This is a genomic window from Marinobacter sp. (assembly GCF_014859525.1).
Taxonomy (GTDB): Bacteria; Pseudomonadota; Gammaproteobacteria; order Pseudomonadales; family Oleiphilaceae; genus Marinobacter.
Genome location: NZ_JACUUB010000001.1, coordinates 68,035 through 90,834, shown reverse-complemented (window position 1 = coordinate 90,834; position 22,800 = coordinate 68,035). Strand labels below are relative to the sequence as shown.

23 protein-coding genes are annotated in these 22,800 nt (G+C 55.1%); 6 read left to right on the top strand and 17 right to left on the bottom strand.

What is annotated here, in order from left to right; all coding sequences use genetic code 11:
• Window positions 1–85 precede the first annotated feature (85 nt).
• The 3 genes from IBX51_RS00460 to IBX51_RS00450 all read right to left on the bottom strand — a co-directional run bounded on the left by IBX51_RS00460 (window position 86) and on the right by IBX51_RS00450 (window position 3,863).
• Window positions 86–1,333, bottom strand: coding sequence for an ABC transporter substrate-binding protein (locus IBX51_RS00460; protein WP_291827421.1), 1,248 nt, complete (start codon window positions 1,331–1,333; stop codon window positions 86–88).
• 296 nt (window positions 1,334–1,629) lie between these two features.
• Window positions 1,630–3,432, bottom strand: a complete 1,803-nt coding sequence (locus tag IBX51_RS00455; protein ID WP_291827418.1) for a class I poly(R)-hydroxyalkanoic acid synthase — start codon at window positions 3,430–3,432, stop codon at window positions 1,630–1,632.
• 74 nt (window positions 3,433–3,506) lie between these two features.
• The gene (locus IBX51_RS00450; RefSeq protein WP_291827416.1) at window positions 3,507–3,863 is read right to left on the bottom strand and encodes a phasin family protein; all 357 of its coding nucleotides are present in this window, start codon (window positions 3,861–3,863) and stop codon (window positions 3,507–3,509) included.
• 140 nt (window positions 3,864–4,003) lie between these two features.
• On the opposite strand from IBX51_RS00450, the gene IBX51_RS00445 reads away from it, so the two are divergent.
• On the top strand, window positions 4,004–4,324 hold the full coding sequence (locus tag IBX51_RS00445) for a TraR/DksA family transcriptional regulator (protein ID WP_291827414.1): 321 nt from the start codon (window positions 4,004–4,006) through the stop codon (window positions 4,322–4,324).
• 38 nt (window positions 4,325–4,362) lie between these two features.
• Window positions 4,363–5,826, top strand: a complete 1,464-nt coding sequence (locus tag IBX51_RS00440) for a DASS family sodium-coupled anion symporter (RefSeq protein ID WP_291827411.1) — start codon at window positions 4,363–4,365, stop codon at window positions 5,824–5,826.
• Window positions 5,827–6,122: 296 nt separating this feature from the next.
• On the opposite strand, the gene IBX51_RS00435 is transcribed toward IBX51_RS00440, so the two are convergent.
• The 3 genes from IBX51_RS00435 to IBX51_RS00425 form a co-directional block, all read right to left on the bottom strand.
• Window positions 6,123–7,157 (bottom strand): polysaccharide deacetylase family protein, encoded by a 1,035-nt coding sequence (locus tag IBX51_RS00435; RefSeq protein ID WP_291827407.1) that lies wholly within the window; start codon window positions 7,155–7,157, stop codon window positions 6,123–6,125.
• A 34-nt stretch (window positions 7,158–7,191) separates the two neighbouring features.
• Entirely contained in the window at window positions 7,192–7,812 is a 621-nt protein-coding gene (locus tag IBX51_RS00430; RefSeq protein ID WP_291827404.1) for a DNA-J related domain-containing protein, read from the bottom strand.
• A 63-nt stretch (window positions 7,813–7,875) separates the two neighbouring features.
• Window positions 7,876–8,529 carry a TetR/AcrR family transcriptional regulator gene (locus IBX51_RS00425; protein WP_291827401.1) on the bottom strand — a complete coding sequence of 218 codons (654 nt, stop codon included), beginning with the start codon at window positions 8,527–8,529 and terminating at the stop codon, window positions 7,876–7,878.
• Window positions 8,530–8,602: 73 nt separating this feature from the next.
• Between IBX51_RS00425 and ttcA the strand changes: the two genes are divergently transcribed.
• On the top strand, window positions 8,603–9,511 hold the full coding sequence (gene ttcA / locus IBX51_RS00420; protein WP_291827398.1) for a tRNA 2-thiocytidine(32) synthetase TtcA: 909 nt from the start codon (window positions 8,603–8,605) through the stop codon (window positions 9,509–9,511).
• 23 nt (window positions 9,512–9,534) lie between these two features.
• Here ttcA and IBX51_RS00415 read toward each other — a convergent pair whose 3' ends face one another.
• The 9 genes from IBX51_RS00415 to ccoN all read right to left on the bottom strand — a co-directional run bounded on the left by IBX51_RS00415 (window position 9,535) and on the right by ccoN (window position 18,222).
• A complete protein-coding gene (locus IBX51_RS00415; RefSeq protein ID WP_291827395.1) occupies window positions 9,535–10,221 on the bottom strand; it encodes a sulfite exporter TauE/SafE family protein in 687 nt (228 codons plus the stop codon).
• Entirely contained in the window at window positions 10,222–10,482 is a 261-nt protein-coding gene (gene ccoS, locus IBX51_RS00410) for a cbb3-type cytochrome oxidase assembly protein CcoS (protein ID WP_291827389.1), read from the bottom strand. It abuts the gene before it with no gap.
• Between the two features lie 36 nt (window positions 10,483–10,518).
• On the bottom strand, window positions 10,519–12,966 hold the full coding sequence (locus IBX51_RS00405) for a heavy metal translocating P-type ATPase (protein ID WP_291827386.1): 2,448 nt from the start codon (window positions 12,964–12,966) through the stop codon (window positions 10,519–10,521).
• Window positions 12,963–13,478 (bottom strand): FixH family protein, encoded by a 516-nt coding sequence (locus IBX51_RS00400; protein WP_291827384.1) that lies wholly within the window; start codon window positions 13,476–13,478, stop codon window positions 12,963–12,965. Before IBX51_RS00400 ends, IBX51_RS00405 begins: the two co-directional genes overlap by 4 nt.
• A 42-nt stretch (window positions 13,479–13,520) precedes the next feature.
• Window positions 13,521–14,957, bottom strand: a complete 1,437-nt coding sequence (ccoG, locus tag IBX51_RS00395) for a cytochrome c oxidase accessory protein CcoG (protein ID WP_291827381.1) — start codon at window positions 14,955–14,957, stop codon at window positions 13,521–13,523.
• Between the two features lie 129 nt (window positions 14,958–15,086).
• A complete protein-coding gene (gene ccoP / locus IBX51_RS00390; RefSeq protein WP_291827377.1) occupies window positions 15,087–15,977 on the bottom strand; it encodes a cytochrome-c oxidase, cbb3-type subunit III in 891 nt (296 codons plus the stop codon).
• On the bottom strand, window positions 15,974–16,165 hold the full coding sequence (locus IBX51_RS00385; protein WP_291827373.1) for a cbb3-type cytochrome c oxidase subunit 3: 192 nt from the start codon (window positions 16,163–16,165) through the stop codon (window positions 15,974–15,976). The genes ccoP and IBX51_RS00385 overlap by 4 nt, the downstream gene beginning before the upstream one ends.
• A gap of 4 nt (window positions 16,166–16,169) precedes the next feature.
• Window positions 16,170–16,778: a cytochrome-c oxidase, cbb3-type subunit II gene (ccoO, locus tag IBX51_RS00380; RefSeq protein ID WP_291827369.1), complete on the bottom strand. Its 609-nt coding sequence runs from the start codon at window positions 16,776–16,778 to the stop codon at window positions 16,170–16,172.
• 13 nt (window positions 16,779–16,791) lie between these two features.
• A complete protein-coding gene (gene ccoN, locus IBX51_RS00375) occupies window positions 16,792–18,222 on the bottom strand; it encodes a cytochrome-c oxidase, cbb3-type subunit I (RefSeq protein WP_291827366.1) in 1,431 nt (476 codons plus the stop codon).
• 221 nt (window positions 18,223–18,443) lie between these two features.
• Here ccoN and IBX51_RS00370 point away from each other — a divergent pair, with 221 nt between their 5' ends.
• Window positions 18,444–19,112: an alpha/beta family hydrolase gene (locus tag IBX51_RS00370; RefSeq protein ID WP_291827363.1), complete on the top strand. Its 669-nt coding sequence runs from the start codon at window positions 18,444–18,446 to the stop codon at window positions 19,110–19,112.
• Here the strand turns inward: IBX51_RS00370 and IBX51_RS00365 are convergent.
• The gene (locus IBX51_RS00365; RefSeq protein WP_291827360.1) at window positions 19,064–20,956 is read right to left on the bottom strand and encodes a diguanylate cyclase; all 1,893 of its coding nucleotides are present in this window, start codon (window positions 20,954–20,956) and stop codon (window positions 19,064–19,066) included. The genes IBX51_RS00370 and IBX51_RS00365 overlap by 49 nt on opposite strands.
• A 131-nt stretch (window positions 20,957–21,087) precedes the next feature.
• Between IBX51_RS00365 and rlmM the strand changes: the two genes are divergently transcribed.
• Entirely contained in the window at window positions 21,088–22,164 is a 1,077-nt protein-coding gene (gene rlmM / locus IBX51_RS00360) for a 23S rRNA (cytidine(2498)-2'-O)-methyltransferase RlmM (RefSeq protein ID WP_291827357.1), read from the top strand.
• Between the two features lie 10 nt (window positions 22,165–22,174).
• Here rlmM and IBX51_RS00355 read toward each other — a convergent pair whose 3' ends face one another.
• Entirely contained in the window at window positions 22,175–22,468 is a 294-nt protein-coding gene (locus IBX51_RS00355) for an antibiotic biosynthesis monooxygenase (protein WP_291827354.1), read from the bottom strand.
• Between the two features lie 82 nt (window positions 22,469–22,550).
• On the opposite strand from IBX51_RS00355, the gene tusA reads away from it, so the two are divergent.
• Window positions 22,551–22,793, top strand: coding sequence for a sulfurtransferase TusA (gene tusA, locus IBX51_RS00350; protein WP_291827352.1), 243 nt, complete (start codon window positions 22,551–22,553; stop codon window positions 22,791–22,793).
• Window positions 22,794–22,800: the final 7 nt, after the last annotated feature.

Below are 22,800 nucleotides of genomic sequence, written 5' to 3'. Positions count from 1 at the left end.
AAAGGGTAAAGCGATGGGGGCACGATAGGGCGTGCCCGGCGGTGGAATTTTGGCCGCCGGGCCTGGGTTTCAGAGCTGCGTTGGCTCAGAGTGAAGCGGGTTTGCCGGAGGCCAGGCGTCGAGCTTCCCACTCTTGCCGGGTTTGGGCGGCTTCGTCGCCGGACATGGAATCAATGATGTCGAAGTAATCCGAACCGAACCGATCGGCCATGATCGTCTCACGGGGCTTCACTCTGACAACGTAGACCGTCTGAACATTCTGGTGGTCAAAGGCTCGCCAGTGTTGTTCATCTTTGAGCAAGGTGTAACGGTGGCCTTCCAATTGGCGCATCACATCCCGGGTGTTGGTATTGCCAGCTCGCTCTACGGCGTCTTTGTATTGGTAGACAATACTGTAAGCAGACGCGGCTGAAGACGACGGTCGCATATCGTAATGGTTGGAGAACGCCTCAACAAACTCTTTACCCCTTTGGTAGTTATTCTCGTAAGGCAGGTTCCACACCCAGGGTGCTGCGCCTATCACACCCTCCATAATGGTGGGGCCTACCTGCCGTGCCATACCGAGGGTCAGGTTGGGAACCACCACTTGCATGCGCTTGGTCAGGCCCATTTCATAGGCGGCATTCAGGGCACGAACCATATCGTCGCCGAACAGGACCAGCATCAAAACCTCTGCATCGCTCTGTGCAGCTTGCTCGAGGGCTTTTCTGAAATCGCTGGTCAAGGCTCTCGGAAAGGGGGTCTTAACGCCCTGATGAGTTTCCGTGTCTTCCGTGTTTGAGAATTTGCGAACCGACTCCTCAACCGACCAACCCCAGGTGTAATCGGCGGTGATGTAAAAGTAGTTCTGCTCGGCGTGATGACGGTTCAGATATTGGCTCAGAGCTTTTGCGGTCATCCAGGCGTTGTAAGGCTCCCGGAACATATGGCTATGGCCTTCGCTGCCGGTGGTGGCATTGGAGTAGGTAAGCGTCCCGAAGTAGAGGCGATTGCGCTCACGCGCGGCCTTACCAGAAGAAATGGCGACGGCACTGGACACTCCACCGAAAACCATTTGTGCGCCCTCACGGTCAATCAACTCAGCGGTGTTCTTCGCGCCTTGGTCGGGCTCGCCACGAGAATTGCGGATGACCAGTTCCAGACGTTGCCCCAGAACTCCACCAGCCTGATTGATCTCATCCACGGCCAGGTAGGCGCCCAGGCGCTGTTGCAGGCCCTGGTCCTGGTAGCGACCGGTCTGGGGGTAGTTCAGGCCAATCTTGATCGTTTCGGCATAGACCACAGCGCTGCCCAGCAGCAAGCAGACTGCGAGCAGCAGTTTCTTATACATCATTACGGTTGGTCTCCAATGTGATGAGTCTCGGGATCGGACTATTTTTGTTGTTCTATGCAAGGGCAACGTAGTGTCGGTGGTCCAGTGGTGCTCAACAATGGGACTAAGGTGGAACTTAGGGTAACGATTGGTAGGTAATTGATATAAATCAGGTTGCACAAAGGCAGTGTGCAGTTTTGGCCGTTATTCCGGGTGATAGTATGCCGGCGGGCAGCCCGGTGTACAGGATGGATGCGCAATACCGGGAGCGGCTGCGCCACAGGCTGCCCTGATGTTATCGATGTCAGAAAGAAAGCCTATTCACGACCGGCTTCGGCGGCCTTCACTTTTACGTAACTGCCCGGCGCGTCCTCAATAGCCTTTAGTTTGCCATCACCCGGCTGTCGGGCGGATACCTGCTCGCCCTCGTGCGCCTGAATCCATGCTTTCCAGTACGGCCACCAGGAGCCCGGGTGATGTTCTGTGCCGTTGAACCAGTCGTCTGAATTGTCGCTCAGATTGTCGTTGGTCCAGTATCCATATTTCTCTTTGTAGGGCGGGTTGATCACACCGGCGATGTGCCCAGAACCTGACAGCACGAACTTCACGTTGCCGCCATAGGCTTTGGCGCCTTTATAGGTGGTTTTCCATTTGGCAATGTGGTCTTGCCGCGCAGACAGGAAGAATGAGGGAACCTCGATCTCTGCAAGGTTGATGCTCTCGCCACCCATGGTCAGCACATCTGGCTCAACCAGTCGATTGTGCAGGTACATTTCTCTCAGATAATAGCTGTGCATCCGCGCAGGCAGGTTGGTGCCGTCGGTATTCCAATAGAGCAGATCAAAGGCGGCGGGCTTCAGGCCTTTCAGGTAGTTATTGGTCCAGTACGACCAGAACAGATCGTTCTCACGCAGCAGGTTAAAGGTAAAGGCCATGGCTCGGCCGTCCAGATAGCCTTTTTTGTCCATGGCCTGCTCAATCCCGCGAATGGCATGGTCCGTGATGAACACACCGATACCGCCGGGATCTGAGAAGTCCAGCAGGGTGGTCAGATAGGTTGTGCTGACAATCGGGTCACGCTGCTTCTTCTTTAGCCAGGCCATGGTGGAGCCCAGCAGTGTGCCGCCGATGCAGTAGCCGATCGCGTTCATCTGCTCCTCGCCGGTGGCCTTCTGCACGGCCTCAATGGCAGCAACTGGACCAAGGGCCATGTAATCATCCCAGCCTTTGTTTTTTTGCTTTGGTCCGGGGTTGCGCCAGGACACCACGAACACTGTCTGTCCCTGGCTGACAAGCCAGTGGATAAACGAGTTCTTCTCGGTCAGGTCAAGAATGTAGAATTTGTTGATCCAGGGCGGGACGATCAACAGCGGGCGCTTGGCCACGGTTTTGGTGGTGGGCGCATACTGGATAAGTTGCATCAGTTCATTCTGGTACACCACTTTGCCAGGTGTGTTGGCCAGATTGCGGCCGACCTCAAATGCCGAGCGGTCCGTCATGCCCACGTTAAACAGATTCGGATTCTGACGAAGATCTTCAATCAGATTGCGGGCGCCGTCTACCAGGTTCATCCCTTTACGCTCCCAGGTAATTCGCAGTACCTCGGGATTTGAGAGCGGGTAGTTGGATGGTGACAGGGCGCTCGTTAGTTGACGGGCATAAAACATCATTTGATCGCGGGTTGGGCCGGGTAGGGCCTCCATGTTTTCAACCCAGCTGAGGAACGCTTTGGAATTGATCAGGTAAGCCTGTTGCAATACGTCAAACGGTAGATGTTTTTGCCAGTCCTCGGCCAGAAAACGGCGGTCGTCCGGATCTGGCAATGTGACAGGCTCGGGTTGTTTGCCGGTCAGTCTGGCGAGTGTGTAGCGGGCCAGGCTCAGGTGTTTCTTGGCCAGATCGATTTCTGCGCCGGCAAACCGCAGCGGATGCAACAGCAGGTCTTCTGCCATCGTTCGGTAAGCGTCGGAGGCCTCGCTCAAGGTGGAGAGTTTAGCGTGGTCAACCATACCGCTATCGCCAAGCCAGTTTTCGATATGTTGTTGGCCTTGCCGGACGTTGTCCTCGAAGCTCTTGACCAGTTGATTTGCCGTTTTATTGATGAAATCCAGACCGAACATGACAGGCTCCTGCCGAACGATAAAAAAACGGCCGGAACAGCGACGCCATTCCGACCTTTGCAGCACTGATCTGATCAGGCTGTGGTTTTGTTGCCACTGGCCTTGTTAGCTGAGGCCTTTTCTTTTGCAGGTTCGGTGACGTCAGAGGCGAATACTTGCTGCACCTGCTCACGGGTCTCGTTCAGGTAGTCCTGCCAGGTTTTCCAGTCGCTGGTGAATTGCTCACTCAGTGATTTCAGCGTTTCTGCCTGCTCGGATGTGACTTGCTTCAGACCATCCAGGTCCCGGACTTCTGATACTTTGCGAGCCTGCTCCATGGCAACGTCCGCATAACGGCGGAAGGCTTCCATTTGGATTTCGGTGGCCTTGGTGAACTGGGTGAACAGGGTTTCGTTCAGGCGATTGGCTTTTTCGAAAAGATCGGTGTTCATAGGTTACAACTCCTTTGTAGCTTGGATGACTGATGTCTCAGTTTACCTTATGAAGAATGACGCTATTTTGACAGGCGTCAATCGCGAGTTCAGCATATCCTTCAAAGTAATGTCGACCAATAACCCGAAGGAAGAGCGTCATGAGCAATCGTAAATCCGAACTGGAAGTTCTCAAATCCGATCTTGAAGACAGACTGGCACGTTACCAAGCCCATCAGCGTCGCGAAACCGGGGCGCTTGACAAGGATTTTGAAGAGCAGGCTACGCAAACTCAGAACGATGAGGTGGTGGATTCCCTGGAACATGAGACCCGAACCGAACTCGTTCAGATAGCCCATGCACTGGATCGAATTGACCAAGGTCTTGGCGATGAATGCGAGCGTTGTGGTGAAACGATCGACCCAAGACGTTTGCAGGTCTTGCCATATACCACGGTTTGTGTAAATTGCGCCGACAATTAAGTATATGGACTTAAACCAACCAGCCAGAGTGGTACCAAATGACCGAGCAGCAGTCCGCAGAACATAAACGCGAGGGGTTGCCTAAAAGTCAGGTTGTCGGCCTTATTCTGGGAGCGTTTTTTTTGCTGATCACCTGGGTGGTGCCGGCTCCTGAAACCATGGGCCAGGAAGCCTGGTCTGCCTTAGGGTTGATGCTGCTGATGGCAACGTGGTGGTCAACTGAAGCCATTCCCATTCCGGCCACTGCTCTGTTGCCGATCGTACTGATACCTGCCCTCGGATTGGGCACCATAGGCCAGGCTACGTCACCTTATGCCAATCCGATTATCTTCCTGTTTTTGGGCGGTTTTACCCTTGGCCTGGCGATGCAACGCTGGAATTTACACCGCCGGATTGCACTGCTGACGCTCAGAGCGGTAGGCGATCAACCCAAGCGCCAGATCGCAGGCTTTATGCTGGCAACGGCGTTTCTTAGCATGTGGGTCAGTAACACCGCCACCGCCATCATGATGTTGCCGATTGGTTTGTCTGTTGTGGCGATGATGGACCCCTCTAACCCTGAGGGTGTCCGGCGCTACGCGACTGCATTACTTCTGGCGATTGCCTACTCTGCCAGCATTGGTGGTATTGCTACGCTGATCGGTACGCCGCCCAATGCCTTATTGGCGGCTTATCTGAGCGAAAATCAGGGCATCTCGGTTGGCTTTGCCCAATGGATGCTGCTGGGCCTGCCGGTATCAGTGATCATGCTGGTGTTGGCATGGTGGTGGCTTACAAGGAAAGACTTCGGCGTTAGCGAATCTTCGAGCAGTGGCGAAATGATTCGTGAAGAGTTGACCAAGCTGGGTGCAATGAGCCGGGGCGAAAAACTGGTGGCTACGGTGTTTGTTCTAACAGCCAGTGCCTGGATTTTTCGGCCGTTATTGTCGGCCGAACTCATGCCTTGGCTCAGTGATACAGGGATCGCGATCGCTGCCGCCATCGCGATGTTTATCATTCCAGTCAATACTGCAGATCGCACCTTTGTGCTGGATTGGGAGTCTGCGAGCAAGCTGCCCTGGGGCGTGTTACTGCTGTTTGGTGGCGGGTTGGCCATGGCGGGTGTGATCAGCAGCTCTGGACTGGCCGAATGGATAGCCGCAAGTTTGGGGGCTGCCGGTGTGCTGCCAACCTTGGTGATGGTGGCTCTGGTCGCCGTTGTGATTATATTCCTGACCGAGGTAACCAGTAACACTGCGACCGCTGCGGCGTTCCTGCCGTTGCTGGGCGCTCTGGCGATGTCTCAGAACTTGTCACCCCTGCTGTTGACGGTGCCGGCGGCGATCGCCGCCAGCTGTGCTTTTATGATGCCGGTGGCCACTCCGCCAAACGCCATTGTGTTCTCGAGCGGGCATATGCGAATTTCAGACATGATTCGGGCCGGCTTCGCGTTAAACCTGATCGGTGTGGTGGTCGTTACTCTGATCAGCTATGCCTTGATCGGCTTCGTTTTTACGTTGTGATGAGCCGCTGCAGCCCTGGCTTGCGTTATGCGGTGGCAACGTCGGGCCCTGGGATGACATCGGGGCGCTCATCCTTCCAGTTGATCGCTTTACCCCCAGGAAACTTGGCGTCAACGGGGTTATCTCGAGGCTTAAGTGCCGGTTTTTCCGGGCCAGGGCGAGCGCTGGTTGATCATTTATACCACTGCAGATGACCTGCAAGGCCAAACGGTTATTAAGACTCCGCGTGGCCCGGCAGCGATACCCCACGTCCGTATTGGCGAGTTGGGCATCGCTACGTTTGCCGATTAGCGGAATTAGTCTTCTGGCTTGTCGCGGTCCAGCCATTGCTGGGATAACCAGTAAAAGCTGCCCTGACCGGCTGGGTGAGTGCAGTTATAACGGAAACGACGACTTTGAAACGCCTTTGGGGCCTTTACACGCACTATGCCGTCGGTGACCGTGAAGTCGATACGGCCCATGCCAGAGGCAAAGCAGGTGAGGCGATTGGCGTCCAGTTGCTCGCCAAGAGGAAAGCTCATGGCTGGTGGATTCGAATCTATAACACCATCGGGAAGATCTTTTGCCGGCACAGGGAAGGCCCTGCTTAACAGTTTGTCTTTCAGGCTTCCGAGCTGGCCGTAAGCGTTGGCCATAGGGAATCGTGGCAACCTGGTGTCATGGGACCAGCGGCCAACCGCGCCGGATTGTTGCCCATAACCATACCATCCTCGTTCGGCTAGTTTTGCTTCTAGAGCTTCATCGAACTCGCCGTATGGATAAGCAAACATGGGTTCGTCTATCCCAAGTTTGCGCTTGAGTTCTTTTTGGGCCTCGTCAAGACTGTGGTTTACCCGGGATGTCCATTGGGTTTCGGGTTCACCGGTTCGGCGTGCCATATGAGCATGGTCGGTGCTGTGATTCGCAATGGTGACGTGTTCGAGTTTACCAAGCTCCCGAATCTCATCCCAGGTCATATAACCTCGGGAGCCGATGGCATCAGTGTTCACAAAAATCGTATAGGGCACACCGAAGCGTTCAAGAATGGGCACGGCAGCGCTGTAGACTGATTCGTACGCGTCGTCAAAGGTGATGGCGATCTGGCGTGACGTCTCAAGCTCGCCTGCCAGAGCCTGTCGGGTGCCTGAGAGCAAAGGCACGACCTCCAGATCCAACTCCTGGATCATTTGCAGCTGAGCCTCAAACAGTGAGACAGAGGTGCTGGTTGCCGCCGGTGTGCTGTCATCCACATGATGATACTGCAAAATCACCAGGTCGGCTTTGGCTGCGTTACCTACCATCAAGAGGGCTGCGATCAGTGTGAGGATTCTTAACCGTTTGATTATGATCATGGTTGTTGTGAGTCCTGCATTGAAGTGAAATGAATTAGGCATAGTGTGCTTTCAAGACCGAAAAGGCCTCGTTAAGTTTCTGGATGGCTTTGGTGTCGCCACCCCGGTCAGGATGCACTTGCATCACCAGCTTGCGAAATCGTTGTTTGATGGGCGCAAACTGCACGGGCAATGTCGAGAAACCCAGCGCTGACGCAGCCTCTGAAACGGCCGGTAAATCGGGTCTTGAGCGAGTGTGCCCGGTCCAGAAATCGTCCATCATGGTTTGAATGGAGGCGTCGGACATATGGTATTGGGACAAGTCCAGGTAGAAGGCTCTGAGTTTGTCTTCTTCGTCGGGCAAGCCAGAACCGGCAATGGTTTGCTGGTTCTGGAGGATTACTCGCAATGGCGAAATGATCAGAGCCTCTCCGGTCAGAGCAAGCTGGTCCCGTAGAGTATAGAGCACGTGAAACAGCAGAAAATGCACCGGGTAAAGTTTGTCGGGGGCGGAGTAGTTAACCGTCCCGATCAGCGCCCAGGGGTCTCTTTGCAGTGACTTGATCAGGTCGAGCTCGCTCAGCCCGGCGGGGCCGGCGACTCTCAACTCATGCTCAACGGCCACCAACAAATGCTGTATGTGCTGCGTTAACCATGAATCATCGTTGCCAGTCATGGCAGGTTTTGATTGTTGGCCTGTTCTTTTGGGGAAGCGTTCCATGTGACTATGGTAAGCGAGTCAGCTTTGGCTTGAAAGTTTTGCAAGGGCCGGCAGTCCGCCTAAAAAAAGAGCCGTTGAAAATCGTGCGGCTTTTTCCGCTTCTTCCTGGCCCCGGTCCGGTTGGTGATTGACCCGTCTGGCTACCGACAAGCTAATGTCGTAGGCGACGCCAAAAAATGCCGCACAAAGGTACTCCGGGTCCAGATCGGGGAGGAGGCCGCGGGCGATGCCGTCGCGGACGTCTTCTTCCAGCGACAGCATGGCCAGACCCAGAATGTCAGAGCCGAACAGGTTGCGCAGTGCGCGCTGATTCTGATGGGCCAGCTCATAGACAACCGGATCTCTGGCGGTGGCCGAGTAGAGCGCCAGGTACGCATGGTGAATGAAATCGTGGGATGATCGGGCGCTGCGCCGGTGTCGGCTCATGTCATCGTTCAACAGGGTGAGAAAGTCAGCCAGAAGCGCTGCAAAGATGTCCTGTTTACTGGAGAAATAATTGTAGAAAGTGCCTGCGGCCAGGCCGGTTCTGCGAACGATATCGCGAATGCTGGAGTTTTCGTAGCCGTTTTCGCGGAAACAGTCCCGCGCTGCAGTCAGTATGGCATTACGGTTGCGAATGCGGTTTTGTGCGCGCTTTCCGATGACCGGTTCTTTTAAGTTCAACATATCCATGTTGCTATCCTGTCCCTGAAACTATGTGACGCGTATAATCGCCTGTTCACTTATCCCGTGAACGTGCAAGAGTATGTCTCAATCAATGATCGCCAATCCCGAACAGCCACCTGTTTCAGAGCAGGATCGTAGCCAGAAACTGGAATTGAACAAGCTGCAGAAGCGCTTGCGCCGTGATGTCGGGCAGGCAATCGCCGATTTCTCGATGATCGAGGCCGGTGACAAGGTGATGTGCTGTCTGTCCGGTGGCAAGGATTCCTATGCGATGCTGGATATCCTGCTGAATCTGCAGAAGAGTGCCCCCGTCGCTTTCGAGTTGATTGCTGTGAACCTTGACCAGAAACAGCCCGGCTTTCCTGAGGAGATACTCCCACAATACCTTGAGTCTCTCGGCATTGAATATCACATCATCGAGAAAGACACCTACAGTATTGTTAAGGAAAAAGTGCCTGAAGGGAAGACCACGTGCGGTCTGTGTTCACGGTTACGACGAGGCATTCTCTATAACTTTGCCGAGGAACACGGCGTTACCAAAATTGCGCTGGGCCACCACCGGGATGACCTGCTAGAAACGTTGTTTCTGAATATGTTTTACGGCGGCAAGTTGAAGACCATGCCGCCGGTGTTGCACAGCGACGATGGCCGCAATACCGTGATTCGACCGCTGGCGTACGCTCGCGAGCAAGATATTGCCCGCTACGCCGCAATTCGGGCGTTTCCGATTATTCCCTGTAATTTATGCGGATCTCAAGAGAACCTGCAGCGGCAGGTCATCAAGGAAATGCTTCAAGGTTGGGATAAGCAGCACCCGGGCCGTTTGGAAACCATGTTTCGGGCGGTTTGCAATGTTGAGCCGTCGCATCTGGCGGATCCGAATCTCTATGATTTCCGCGAGGGCAAGCGACTGGGCGGAAAGCGCCAGGCGGTCCAAACAGCCAGTCCGGAGCCGGATTTTGGCCGATTGGATGTCCTGAATCTCTAAGCGCCCCCGGTGGTCAGGGGAGATCAGTGGATCAGTGCCTGCAGGGGCAGGGTCCATAAACCGAACAAGATCAGCAGGCCACCGCTGATCTTGCGAAAACCCCGGTTGCTCTGAAGACCCCGAATCCAGTTTGCGGCATAACCGGTGGCCAGCATAGACGGCAATGTCCCCAGGCCAAAGAAGAACATGGTCAGGGCCGCCGCGGGCACCGTTGGTTGTAGTGCAGCCCAACCCAACGTGCTGTAAACCAGGCCACAGGGCAACCAGCCCCATAGTGCGCCCAGTGCCAATGCTTGCCCCGGATGATTAACCGGTATGAAGCGTTTGGTCAGCGGTGACAGCATCCGCCAGACGGGCGCCCCCACTTTTTCGACGATGCGGATGCCCTGCCACCACTGGCCCATGGACAGCCCCATAAAAATCAACAGAATTCCGGCAAGTGTCATCAAGAGCAGGGCGGCCCATCGGCCCTGGCCCGCCATACTGGTGCTCAGGATGGCAATCAGTGCGGCGATCAGTGCGTAGCTCCCTACCCGCCCCAGATTAAACGCCAGCAGCATCAGTGACTGCCGAAAACGAAAGCCCCTGCCGACCGGCAGAGTCATCGACAAGGAGGCGCTGATCCCGCCGCACATGCCAAGACAGTGTGTGCTACCCAGCAATCCGATCAAAAAGGCGCTGGAGTAACTGATGTAGAGTTCTGCGGGCATTCAGGCTTTGTTATCCGGTTGGTCTGTTTTGGCGATACGTTCGCTGGCTTCGGTGCTTTTGTTGCTTGTATCGGTCTCGGGCTCAGGTTCAGGCTGGCGTGATTCTTCCGGAATCATGTCTTTGTCGTCATCATAGAGAATGCGATGGGCCGGCCCTTCAAGGTCGTCGTACTGGCCGTTCCTCACCGCCCAGGAAAACAACACAACGCCCAGTGTCACCAGGATCAGCATCAGCGGGACCAGGAACATGACTATCTGCACAATGCGCTCCTAAACGATAAGTAGGCCACTACGGTATCAAGCCGTAGCCTGAGAGCCAACCGCATCGGGTTCGTGGCTGGATGTTTGTGATGATGAGCCCAGCCGCAAGGCATTAAGCACCACCACAAGAGAGCTGGCAGACATACCGATGGCTGCCATCCATGGGGTGATCAGGCCTGCTGCCGCGAGGGGCAAGGCGGCCACGTTGTAGCCGAAGGCCCAGACCATATTCTGTCGAATAACCCGGCGGGTCTGCTGGCTTGCCTTGATAGCCTCGAGCAGTTGCATCAGCTGGCCATTCATCAGCACGGCATCGGCTTTCAACTGGGTCAGATCGGCGGCAGTGCCCATAGCCACCGAGATACCGGCACCGGCCATGGAGGGCAGGTCGTTCAGGCCATCCCCCACCATCATTACTTTGTGACCGTCGGCGCGAAGTTGTTCCAGCACGTCCAGTTTCTGTTCCGGAGAGGCTTCGCCAATTGCTGTTTTGATACCCAGTGACTCAGCAACCTGCTGGACGTGGGCCGATCGATCACCACTCAGAAGCAGGGTCTGTATACCCGCATCATTAAGTGCCTTGATGGCTTGCGCGGCGTCTTGCCGGATTTGATCGTCCAGTTGGAAACTGGCAAGCCACTGATCGTTGGTGGCGAGCCAGATTTCCATGCCAGACGCGGTTTCCGCATCGGGTGGCGGGGCGGAGGTGTGCTGCTCAACGAACGCCTTGTGGCCGATAAATACCGGTCGGCCGTTAAAGGTTCCGGATAAGCCGCCGCCCAGATGGTTGTTCACATTCTCCACGACCACCGATGCGCATTCGTGGAAGACCCTGGCAATCGGATGTTCAGAATGTTTTTCAAGGCCGGCGGCCAGCTTCAGGCAGCTGGCTTGGTCCATGTCACCATAGGTCTGGTTATCGGTCAGGGTAAGCTCGCCGCGGGTCAGTGTTCCGGTTTTATCAAACACCACGGTGTCGATGCTGTTCAGGGATTCCAGCGTGTGGCCTTTGGTGGGCAGAAAGCCGAGTTTGCGCAAACGCATGGTGGCCGAGGTGAGCGCCGTTGGGGTTGCGAGAGAGAGCGCGCAGGGGCACGTGACCACCAGCACTGACAAGGCAATATCAAAGGCGTTACCCGCGCCGGCCAGAACCCAGCCCGCCCAGACCAGGGGCGTCAGTATCAGCACCTGGCGAATAAACTTTCCGGCGATGCGATCCGCAAGTCGAGCCACCGGTGGCTTCTCTGACTGCACCCGGTCCAGTATCCGGAGGATACCGGAAAGCCTGGTTTCCGCACCGGCTTTGACGACCCGGATATCCAGCGGATTTTCCCCGTTGATGCTACCAGCATGAACGGTGTCGCCCGGGCCTCGGGATTCGGGCAGGTATTCGCCGGTCAAGGCTGCTTCGTTGAGCGTGGATTCACCAGAAACGATCTCTCCGTCTACCGGCAGTGTCTCGCCCGGGCGCACGCGGATGACGTCGCCAGCTTTAACTTCATGGGCCGGCACTATGTCTGTTTCGCCATCGCTCACCTTGGCTGCAACGGTTGGCTGAAATCCGGCGAGGGCACTGCCTGTCAGGCCCGCCCGGTAACGGGCTTGCACTTCCACATAACGACCCAGCAGCAAGAAGAAGGTAAACATGCAAACCGATTCGAAATACACCTCTTCGCCACCAAAAACGGTGACCCAGGCACTGGCGGCATAAGCCAGGCCGATAGCAATGGCCACTGGCACATCCATGGTCAGATGCCTGGTGGAAAAGTCACGCCAGGCATTCTCGAAAAACGGCCGCGCACTGTATAACAAGACCGGCGTTGCAACGATCAGGCTAAACCACCGAAAGAAACTGACAAATTCCGGAGATAACTCACTGATCAGCTCAAAATAGAGCGGGAACGCCAGCATCATGGTCTGGAACGAGCCGGCGCCGGCAACCAACAACCGGATCAGCATGGTGCGGTGCTCAGCTTTCAGGGTCTGTTCGGCTTCGTCTGCCTGGTAGGGGCGGGCAGTGTAGCCAAGCTGATGGATGGCAATCAGCAGATCGCTCAGGCGGGTCTGGTTTTGGGCCCAGACCAGACGCGCCCTCTGGGTGCTGTGATTAATCGAGAAAGCCAGAACGCCGGGGTGTTGCTTGAGGTGGTTTTCCAGTAACCAGATGCAGGCTGCGCAGGTGATGCCGCTGATCAGCAGATTCGCTTCCTGGCCACCTTTGACCGGTGCCACAAAGGATTTTTGAACCAGCGGGTGGTCCAGCTCTTTCAGGCGATCGGTTTCTGAACGGGTCAGCTCGCGGGGAGTGATGGCCGACTCTGTGCGAAACTGGTAAAAGCCAGCAAGGCCTTCATTTCGAATGGTTTCGCAAACGGCTTTGCAGCCTTGACAGCAAAAGTGCCTGTCCTGACCGTCCAGTTCAAGAGTAATTGGCGGGCTGCCGTCCGCTGGCTCGCCGCAATGGAAGCAATTCAGGGCGTTCACCCCTGGGTAGAGCTTGTCGCTTTGACAGCGTGTGTACTTTCAGCGGGGAGCCAGAGTTCGCCCTTCACTCGCCAGTCGTTTTCCGGGCCCTGGATGTCGTAATACCAGCGGCCGTCCATGTTGTCCACCATGTTGCCGGTGTACTCGCCATCGGTAACCCGGCGGAACTGGACAATACGATCACGGTCAGCTTTGGTCGGATGGTAAAAACTCATGATCAGGTACGGGTAATCAACCGGACCTTCGGCATTGTCGAGGGTGAGCTTGGCACTGCGCCCATCGACGGTCAGCCCGCCCTTGAGCCCAAGATCAAGCGCCTTCTGGTCTCTTGCGATCGCCATGTTGATACCGCGACCTTCTTTTGAGTAGTCGTCTGTGACCATTGAGCGGTCCAGACTGGATGCTACGACCAGTATGGTTGTGCCCGAGAAGATGGCTGCTATCGGGAAAATGGTGAGAAACCAGAACCAGGGCTGCCGATACCAGGGAGCTACGGGGTTATTTTCAGTCATGTCTTGCCAATCTCTGATTAATGTATTTTATCCAATGCCCGACTACTGCCGGGGCCTTGGACCAACAAAGCGGCTTTCAGTTTCCAGGTTCAAAGAAGAATCTGTCACTGATTTAGCGTGGAAGATTATGGTGCTGTTGGTATCTGTGATCGATTCCGGTGGAACGTCCACCACCGTGGGCAATGTGCGATTTTCGCCGCTGTTAACAACAAGGGTAGTGGTTGTCAGAATTCGGATATCATCGAGGCCCTCAACAGACAGTTCGAAGGTGTGGGGTATTTCTGACATGTTCTGGATTTTGACCGTATAGGAGTTTTCGATCCGGCCTTCGCCATTGAAACTGAACAATGCACCCCGGTCGCGCAAGATATCCATTTGCGCGGGCACCCGGGTTACTAACGTAAAGATGATCGCTCCGATCATGAGTGCCAGTACAGCACCGTAGCCAAAGGTTCTTGGCCTCAGGAGTTTGGAAGTCTTGCCTTCAAGCTCGTTTTCGGTGGTGTATCGGATCAGGCCTCTCGGGTAGTTCATTTTGTCCATGACTTCATCGCAGGCGTCAATGCACAGGGCGCAGCCAATGCATTCATATTGCAGGCCATCCCGAATATCGATGCCCGTAGGGCAGACCTGAACACACTGGCCGCAGTCTATACAATCACCGAGACCGACGTCTGCCGGCGACACTTGCTTCTTGCGTCCACCTCGGGGCTCGCCGCGATTAGGATCATAGGAGACGACCTTGGTGTTTGGATCAAACATTACGGACTGAAAGCGGGCGTAGGGGCACATGTACAGGCAAACCTGTTCGCGCATCCAGCCTGCATTCAGATAAGTGGCAACGGTAAAAAATCCAACCCAGAAGTACGCCCACCCGTTGGCGTTAAGGGTGAATACATCAACAATCAGCTCTCGAATGGGATAAAAGTAGCCGACAAAGGTCAGACCGGTGGCCAGTGCCAACAATAACCATAAGCCGTGTTTGATGGATTTTTTGGCGATCTTCTCGGAAGAGTTGGGTGCTTTATCCAGCTTCATACGCTTGTTGCGGCTACCCTCTACCTTCTCCTCGATCCACATGAAGATAAAGGTCCACACGGTTTGTGGGCAGGTATAGCCACACCACACCCGTCCAAACAGCGTGGTAATAAAGAACAAACCGAAGGCTGAAATGATCAGCATTCCGGACAGCAGGAAAAAGTCTTTTGGGAAAAAGGTAACACCGTACAGGTGAAATTCACGGGCGGGCAGATCAAAGTGAATCAGCGGCTGGCCATCGAGGGTCAACCATACAAACAGGAAATACATACCCATGAGCAGGGTCAGGCTGACATTCCGGATCTTCTGAAAAAAGCCTTTTACTTCTTTAACATATATCTTTTCCCGACTTGCGTAGAGATCGATGGTTTCCGGCTTGGATTTTTTATTGGAAGGCTCGGAGGATGGGTCTACCTGTTTGACTGGGATTTCATTGCTCATGGTATCTCCCAAAGGGTGATGATGCAGGGAGCGGGCCTCGGGGGGTCTGCTGATCTTCTCAAGCCTGCACCCGCGAGGCAGATGCAGGGTTGAGAAGACTGGCCGGGGATTGTTCCCGGCCGGTCTGACTCAGTTCGACAAACTATAAATATAGGCAGATACAATCTGGATCTGGTCGTCGGTCATGCGACCTTCCTGTGCGGGCATTTGGTTTTGACGACCGTGTTCTACGGTCTCACGAATCCACTCGTAGGTGGAGCCGTACAGCCAGATATTGTCTGTCAGGTTGGGCGCCCCCATGGCTGTCATGCCTTTACCGTCAGCGCCGTGGCAGGCCGCACACGCCTGTGCAAACACTTCAGCGCCGGCTTCTGCGGCTTCTGCGTCACGCTCGCGACCGCTGTAGCTGAGAACAAAGTTTACCACCTGATCGACCTGTCTATTGGTCATGTTAGGCATGGTGCCTTTAGCGGGCATATTGCCTTGACGACCTTTGGCGATGCTGTGCCAGATCTGATCTGGTTCGCCGCCCCACAGCCAGTCATCGTTGGTCAGGTTGGGAAAGCCCACCTGGCCACGCGCTGCCGTGCCGTGACAAACCGAGCAGTTGTTGGCGTAAAGACGCTGACCGATCTTCATGGCGTCTTCGTTTTGCGCCAGTTCAGGAATCGGCGTGTTGCCAAACTGCGCGTAGATCTCGCCGAATTTTTCATCAGCTTCGGCTACTTCAGCTTCCCACTGATTGGCCGAGGTCCAGCCCAGGAGACCCTGATAGTTGCCAAGGCCAGGGTAGAGTGCCAGGTAACCCAGTGCAAAGACGCAGGTTGCCAGGAACAGGTAGAACCACCATTTGGGCAGCGGGTTGTCATACTCTTCGATGCCGTCAAAGGAATGGCCCATTGTGCGGTCGGTTTCGGTGTCCGTCGTCTGGCTTTTGCGGGTAGCCCAAAGCAGCCACGCACAGCCAAAGACAGTACCGAGCACGATCACGCTGATCCAGATGCTCCAGAAGGTACTCATTGTTTCTTCTCCGTTTTTTCCTGTTCGAGAGTACGCTTTGCTACTTCATCGTCATCTTCTGAGAAGGGCAGTTGAGCTGCCTCGTCATTAGCTTTTTTACGGTGGGCACTAAAGGCCCACCAAATGATCCCAATAAAGATCGCCATGATCAGGAGTGAATGAAGACCGCGTAACTCGTAAATATCCATTGGATTACCGCCTGTCCGAAATCACAGTACCCAGCTGCTGCAGGTATGCGACAAGTGCTTCGATTTCAAACTTGCCCTCGATCTCTGAGGCAGCATTGGCAACTTGCTCATCGGTGTAGGGCGTGCCGAGAGTTTGCAGTGTTCTCATGCGGGCTTCGATGGTGTTGTGGCTCACGCGGTCCTTAAACAGCCAGGGGAAAGCCGGCATGTTGGACTCGGGCACCACGCTGCGCGGATCATACAGGTGCTGCCGTTGCCAGGCATCGGAGTAACGACCACCAACGCGGGCCAGGTCAGGACCGGTACGTTTGGAGCCCCACAGGAACGGACGATCATAAACAAACTCGCCCGCAACGGAGTAGTGGCCGTAACGCTCTGTTTCTGCGCGGAAAGGACGAATTTGCTGTGTGTGGCACACGTGGCAACCTTCGCGGATGTAGATGTCCCGGCCTTCCAGCTCAAGAGCCGTGAGGGGCTCAAGCCCCTCAACCGGCTGATTGACGTCTTTCTGGAAAAACAGGGGCACTACTTCTGCCAGGAAGCCGCCACTGATGGCCAGGATGATCAGAGGAATCATCAGGCCCAGGTTCTTTTCTACAATTTCGTGTTTCATCTGGTCTTTCCCCTTACGCCGCTTGAACTGCAGCATTGTCCTGCGCTGCGGCTTCTTTCTGGCGAACGGTCATGTACACGTTGTACGCCATGATCAGCATGCCCGCCAGGAAGATGACGCCGCCGATAAAGCGAACAAAGTAGCCCGGGTAGGAAGCCTCAAGGGATTCGACAAAGCTGTAGGTGAGCGTGCCATCCTCATTGACTGCACGCCACATCAGACCCTGCATAATGCCGTTGACCCACATAGCGACGATGTAAAGCACCGTACCGACAGTTGCCAGCCAGAAGTGAACGTTGATCATGGCCGTGCTGTACATGGCCTGCACACCCCAAAGCTTGGGAATCAGATGATAAACCGCACCGATACTGATCATGGCAACCCAGCCCAGAGCGCCGGAGTGAACGTGACCAATGGTCCAGTCGGTGTTGTGAGACAGAGCGTTCACGGTCTTGATAGACATCATCGGGCCTTCGAAGGTCGACATGCCGTAGAAAGACAGAGATACCACCAGGAACCTCAGAATCGGGTCGGTCCGCAGTTTGTGCCAGGCGCCAGACAGGGTCATCATACCGTTGATCATGCCGCCCCAGGACGGTGCCAGCAGAATCAGAGACATAACCATGCCTGCCGTCTGTGCCCAGTCTGGAAGAGCAGAGTAGTGCAAGTGGTGGCCACCAGCCCATACGTAGGTGGTGATCAGTGCCCAGAAGTGCACAATCGACAAACGGTAGGAGTAAACCGGGCGGTTAGCCTGCTTGGGAACGAAGTAATACATCATGCCCAGGAAGCCTGCGGTCAGGAAGAAGCCTACCGCGTTGTGGCCATACCACCACTGCATCATGGCGTCGGTGACACCGGCGTAAGCAGAATAGGATTTCCAGGCAGTTGCCGGCAATGCCAGATTGTTACCAATGTGCAGAACCGCAACGGTGATGATGAATGCGCCGAAAAACCAGTTAGCCACATAGATGTGTGGCGTGCTGCGCCTCATCAGGGTTCCGAAAAACACCACCGCGTAGCAGACCCATACAACGGCAATAGCGATGCTGATCGGCCACTCCAGTTCGGCGTATTCCTTGGACGTGGTCAGGCCCAATGGCAGGGTGATGGCTGCAGACACGATGATGGCTTGCCAGCCCCAGAAGGTGAACGCTGCCAGACCGTCGGAGAACAAGCGGGCCTGACTGGTCCTTTGTACAACGTAATATGCGGATGCGAAAAGGGCGCTTCCACCAAAGCCGAAAATGACGGCGTTTGTATGCAGCGGCCGCAGTCGGCCGAAGTGGGTCCAGGGCAGATCGAGATTGAGAGATGGCCAAACCAGCTGCGCTGCAATCAGCACACCCAGAGCCATGCCTACAATACCCCACACCACTGTCATGATGGCGAATTGTCTCACCACCTTGTAGTTGTATGTCAGGTTTGCATTTACTGTGCTCATAGCCTTACCAATGGGTTTAGGATGGGGAAATATGCGGGGGCAAGTATGGAGAAACCATTAGGCCTTTGCAATGATTCAGGTCAACTCCTGATATCCATCAAATTCGCCGGAATAGGCAGTTTGGCCAGTAACTTGCAGTCTTAATTGCCGGCTAAAAAAGAGGCTTGAAGGTTTGCTCCTGGCTGCTAATGATACCCGCTCTGATGCGAGAGGTGAATGATGTGAACCGGATTACGACCAATAGCTATGATAACGCCGCCAAAAGTGTCATGTTGCTGGCCCATGGGGCGGGTGCTCCTATGGACTCTCCGTTTATGGATCAGTTAGCGGCAGCGCTTGATCAGCAGGGAATCGCAAGCGTTCGGTTTGAGTTCCCGTACATGGTCCGGCGTCGGGAAGATGGCAAGAAACGTCCGCCCGACCGGATGCCGATTCTGCTGGACTGTTTTCGGGAGCAGATTGATCGTGTTCGGAGAGAGACGTCACCGGGTTGCAGGCTGGTGGTGGCGGGTAAGTCTATGGGTGGACGGGTTGCGTCAATGTTGGCCAGTGAGGATGCCGGTGACCTGGCCGCAGTGATCTGTTTTGGCTACCCCTTCCATCCACCCGGTAAGCCCGATCAGTGGCGAATTGATCACTTACCGGCTGTGCATTGTCCTCTTATGGTGGTGCAGGGCACCCGTGATGCCTTTGGCAAGATCGACGAGGTCCGGGCCCGGTCAGGGGTTGAAGGCATTTCCCGCTGGTGTTGGCTGGACGGCGGTAACCACGACTTTCAACCTTTGGCAAAGCAGCCTGAGCAGCAGTCGGATCTGATCAACCGCGCTGCCGTTGAATCCCGTCAATTTCTGGACGATGTATTGCAGGATTCTTCAGGGAGCTGCAGCTGAGCCAGTGTGACGGTATCACGACCTGCGGCTTTCGATTGGTACAGGGCCTTATCAGCTCTGCGAAATAGCTCATCTGGTTGTTCGTCTGTGCTCAGCTCGGCAATGCCTGCGCTGACGGTAAGGCGAATCGTGTCGCCGTTGGGTGTTTGAATGTCTGAGGCCCTGATGGCGTCCAGAATGTTCTGGCATAGCTGGGCGGCACCGGCGTTGTCCGTGCCGGGCAAGAGGAGGGCAAACTCTTCTCCGCCAAAACGTATGGCTACGTCGCGGGGGCGCTTGACCTGTTGGTTGAGGCAGTCGGCAATGCGCTTGAGGCATAGGTCGCCGAAATCGTGACCCCAGGTGTCGTTAATCCGTTTAAAATGATCAGCGTCGACTAGAGCAAGGGTGAGAGGTTGGCCGGTTCGGCGAGCCTCGCGACACAGTTCGGGCAGAAGGTTGTCCATATGCCGGCGGTTGTGGAGCCCGGTGAGCGAATCGTTAAGGCTGAGCAAAGCCAGTTTCTGGTTTGCCTGCTCCAGATCTTGCATGATGGTTCTGAGTTGCGCTGTACGCTCATGCACTTTTAATTCGAGCTCGCTACGAGCCTGATGTTCAATGTCTAACAGTTTCTGGTTCATCAGGCGCCAGCGCTGCACCATAGCGTAGTTCAGTAGAACGACCTGGCCACCAACGGCCACCTGCATCATGACCTCGCGGGCCAAATAGTCGCCCAGATAGCCGAAGGCGGCCATGGCGTAAGCCAGAGCGCCAACCACCATGACCATCCAGGCTGAGATGTACCAGAATGCTGGCTGATAACCTTGTTGCCAACGTATGACTGCTATGACTAACAGGCTGGCGATGACGATCAGAGTCAGTGCGGTATTAATCAGGATGGCTTGGTTGTACGGCAGCAGAAGCGTCAACACCAGGCAGCCAGCCGCAGACCAGATTAGCACCCTGAGTGCCGACTCTGAGAGAGTTCTGGAGCGAACCTCCAGGAAAGACCAGCCAAACAGAGCCATTGCCAGGGCACAAAAAGCCAAAAGCATTGGAATGGATAGATTGGCAAGTTTGGTACTCTCGGGCCAGAAATACTGATTGGCAAAGCCACCCATGGCAAACAGAAACATGGCCATGGAGCTTATATAGAGCGTGTTGTAAAAGTAGTATCGGGTGCCAGAGCTGAAAAACAGCAACAGGTTAAACACGGCCAGGATTAATAGTGCTCCGTAGAACAGGCCGTGAATCAAGGTTAGATGATTACTTTCGGCGATGACATCGCCGGGGGTCATCAGGGCAAGGGGCACATTGAGGGCACCGCTGCTCTGAACCCGAATGGTAATGGTCCGGATTTCGGAAGGGGCCAGGGTGACCGGGAGCAGGAAATAGCGGTAGTCTATTCCCCGGGTGGCAAAAGGGTAGAGGTCGCCTGTAACCAGCGGGGGAACGGCACCGGTCGTGGGGTTATGCCCATTTGGGTGATCTGTGTTCTGCCAGAAAGTGATTTCATCCAGCAACGGATAGTTCAGTTTAAGATACCAGAGATTCTGGCGATCGCCTGTGTTGCTGACCCTTAACTTTACCCAATATACCGAGTCGGTATGGCTGAACACCAGATCGTGCCCATCAGCGAGTTGCCAGCTAAGGCCCGGGTTCAGGTCACCTGGTGAGGCTGCCTGGTGCGCTGGCTCACCGGGGCGGGCAACATAGAAACACAGGTAATGGTTAATCGCCTGGCGGGCAGCCGGACGGCTGGCGTCCAGAGTCGGACAAGGCTCCGCTGTTGCGCTATGGCCGGGCGCGGCGCCGGCGAGCGCCAGCAAACCAAGCATCAGTAGTGCGCAGGATCGGAGTATCATCAACTCAGTCTCGTTGAAAGCAAGCTCGGGAGTGTAGCCAGAGTAAGCTTGTAGTGCTGTTAAACAGGTTCAACTTTCTGGTTTGTCAGTGTGTCAGTTTCCTGACGATTGTTGGTCTAAATAGGTGAATAATGCAACAGGTATTACTGATATGTCGCCCCGGATTTGAAGCCGAGGCGGGTCAGGAAATGACAGATCAGGCCGCCGCGGTGGGTGTGTTTGGATACTTTCAGCCGGTCCGAAACAGCGGTCTGGTCCGGTTTACCATCGGTAGCGAACAGTCGCCTGAGGCGCTGATGGGTCGGCTTTCAATAGATGAACTGGTGTTTGTCCGGGACTGGTTTGCCATTCTCGGCGATTGCCCATTGCCGACACAGGACCGTGTAGGTGCTGTGGTGGATTTTCTGCGGGATCAAGGCTGGGACGGCAAGCATTGTGCCCGTGTTGAGGTTCGTTTGTCAGAAACCAACGAAGACCGTGATCTGGGCAACTTCGCCAGAAAGTGGGTGTCGCCGTTATCCAAAGGCTTACGTGGAGCCGGCCTGCTTCAGACTGACGCCGGCGTAGAGGCCAGGGCCCGGCTTGAAATTCTGTTGATCGATTTCGGGCACGCCGTAGTTGGTTACAGTCTTTCGGGCAACCGATCACCGTTTGAGGGAGGGGTGCCCCGGCTTAGGCTGTCGGCCGCGGCCCCAAGCCGATCAGCCCTTAAGCTTGAAGAGGCCTGGAAGGTATTCTTGCCCCGGGAGCGTTGGCTGGATTACCTCGGGGGCGGCAAAAAAGCCGTCGATCTTGGTGCTGCGCCTGGCGGTTGGACCTGGCAGTTGGTTAACCAGGGCATGATGGTGATGGCCGTTGATAACGGTCCGATGCAACCGGAACTGATGGCCAGTGGCCACGTTGAGCATGTAGAGGCCGACGGCTACGCCTGGCGCCCTAAACGCGCGGTCGACTGGATGGTTTGCGATATTGTGGATAAGCCTCGCCGGACTGCCCGCTTGGCAGTGGACTGGATGGCAGGCAAGTATTGCCGCTATACCGTGTTTAACCTTAAGTTGCCCATGAAGAAGCGTTATGAGGAATGGCTGGTGTGCCGGGAGATTCTGCTTGAAGGCTTACAGGAGGCGGGCCTGAATGTTAACTTGCGGGCCCGCCATCTCTATCACGACAGAGAAGAAATCACCTGTTTTATCGAACGATTGGATTGAGCCAGGGGGTTTAGCCCATCTGGCTTTGTTCCAGAACTGTGACGATTTCGTCCCGATCCATCATCGGTATGAGCTCAGCCATCAGTTCACGCCGCTCACGGGAATGCAGCCAGCGATTCCAGTCGGCCTTGGACCGCCAGTTGGCAAGGGTGAATCGATGGTTGGGATCGTGGCTGTCGACCAGTGTTTCGCCGGAAACAAAACCTGGTGTTGCGACGGCCTGCTGCAGAACCTTTCGGGATCTTTCTTCATAGGCGGATTCCAGAGATTCTGCGATGTGGCGTTCAATTAAAACCCGGATCATGCAATTGGTCCTTTCTTTTCGTTGCTGTAAACAATAATTTAGCACTGGAATCTTTAAATCACGAGAACTGGAGGAAGCTGTTGTGACTGCTTTGGACTTCAATGCAGAGCTGGACACCCGGGGACTGTTCTGTCCTGAGCCGGTCATGATGCTGCACAATCGAATTCATGATGTGCAGGTGGGTGAGGTGTTGCGTGTAATGGCAACCGACCCCTCTACGACCCGCGATATCCCTCGCTTTTGTCAGTTCCTGGGTCATGAGTTATTGGGTCATCAGGAGTTGGATGGGGAATACCATTTTCTGATCCGCCGTTGTGAAAGCTGAACCCCGG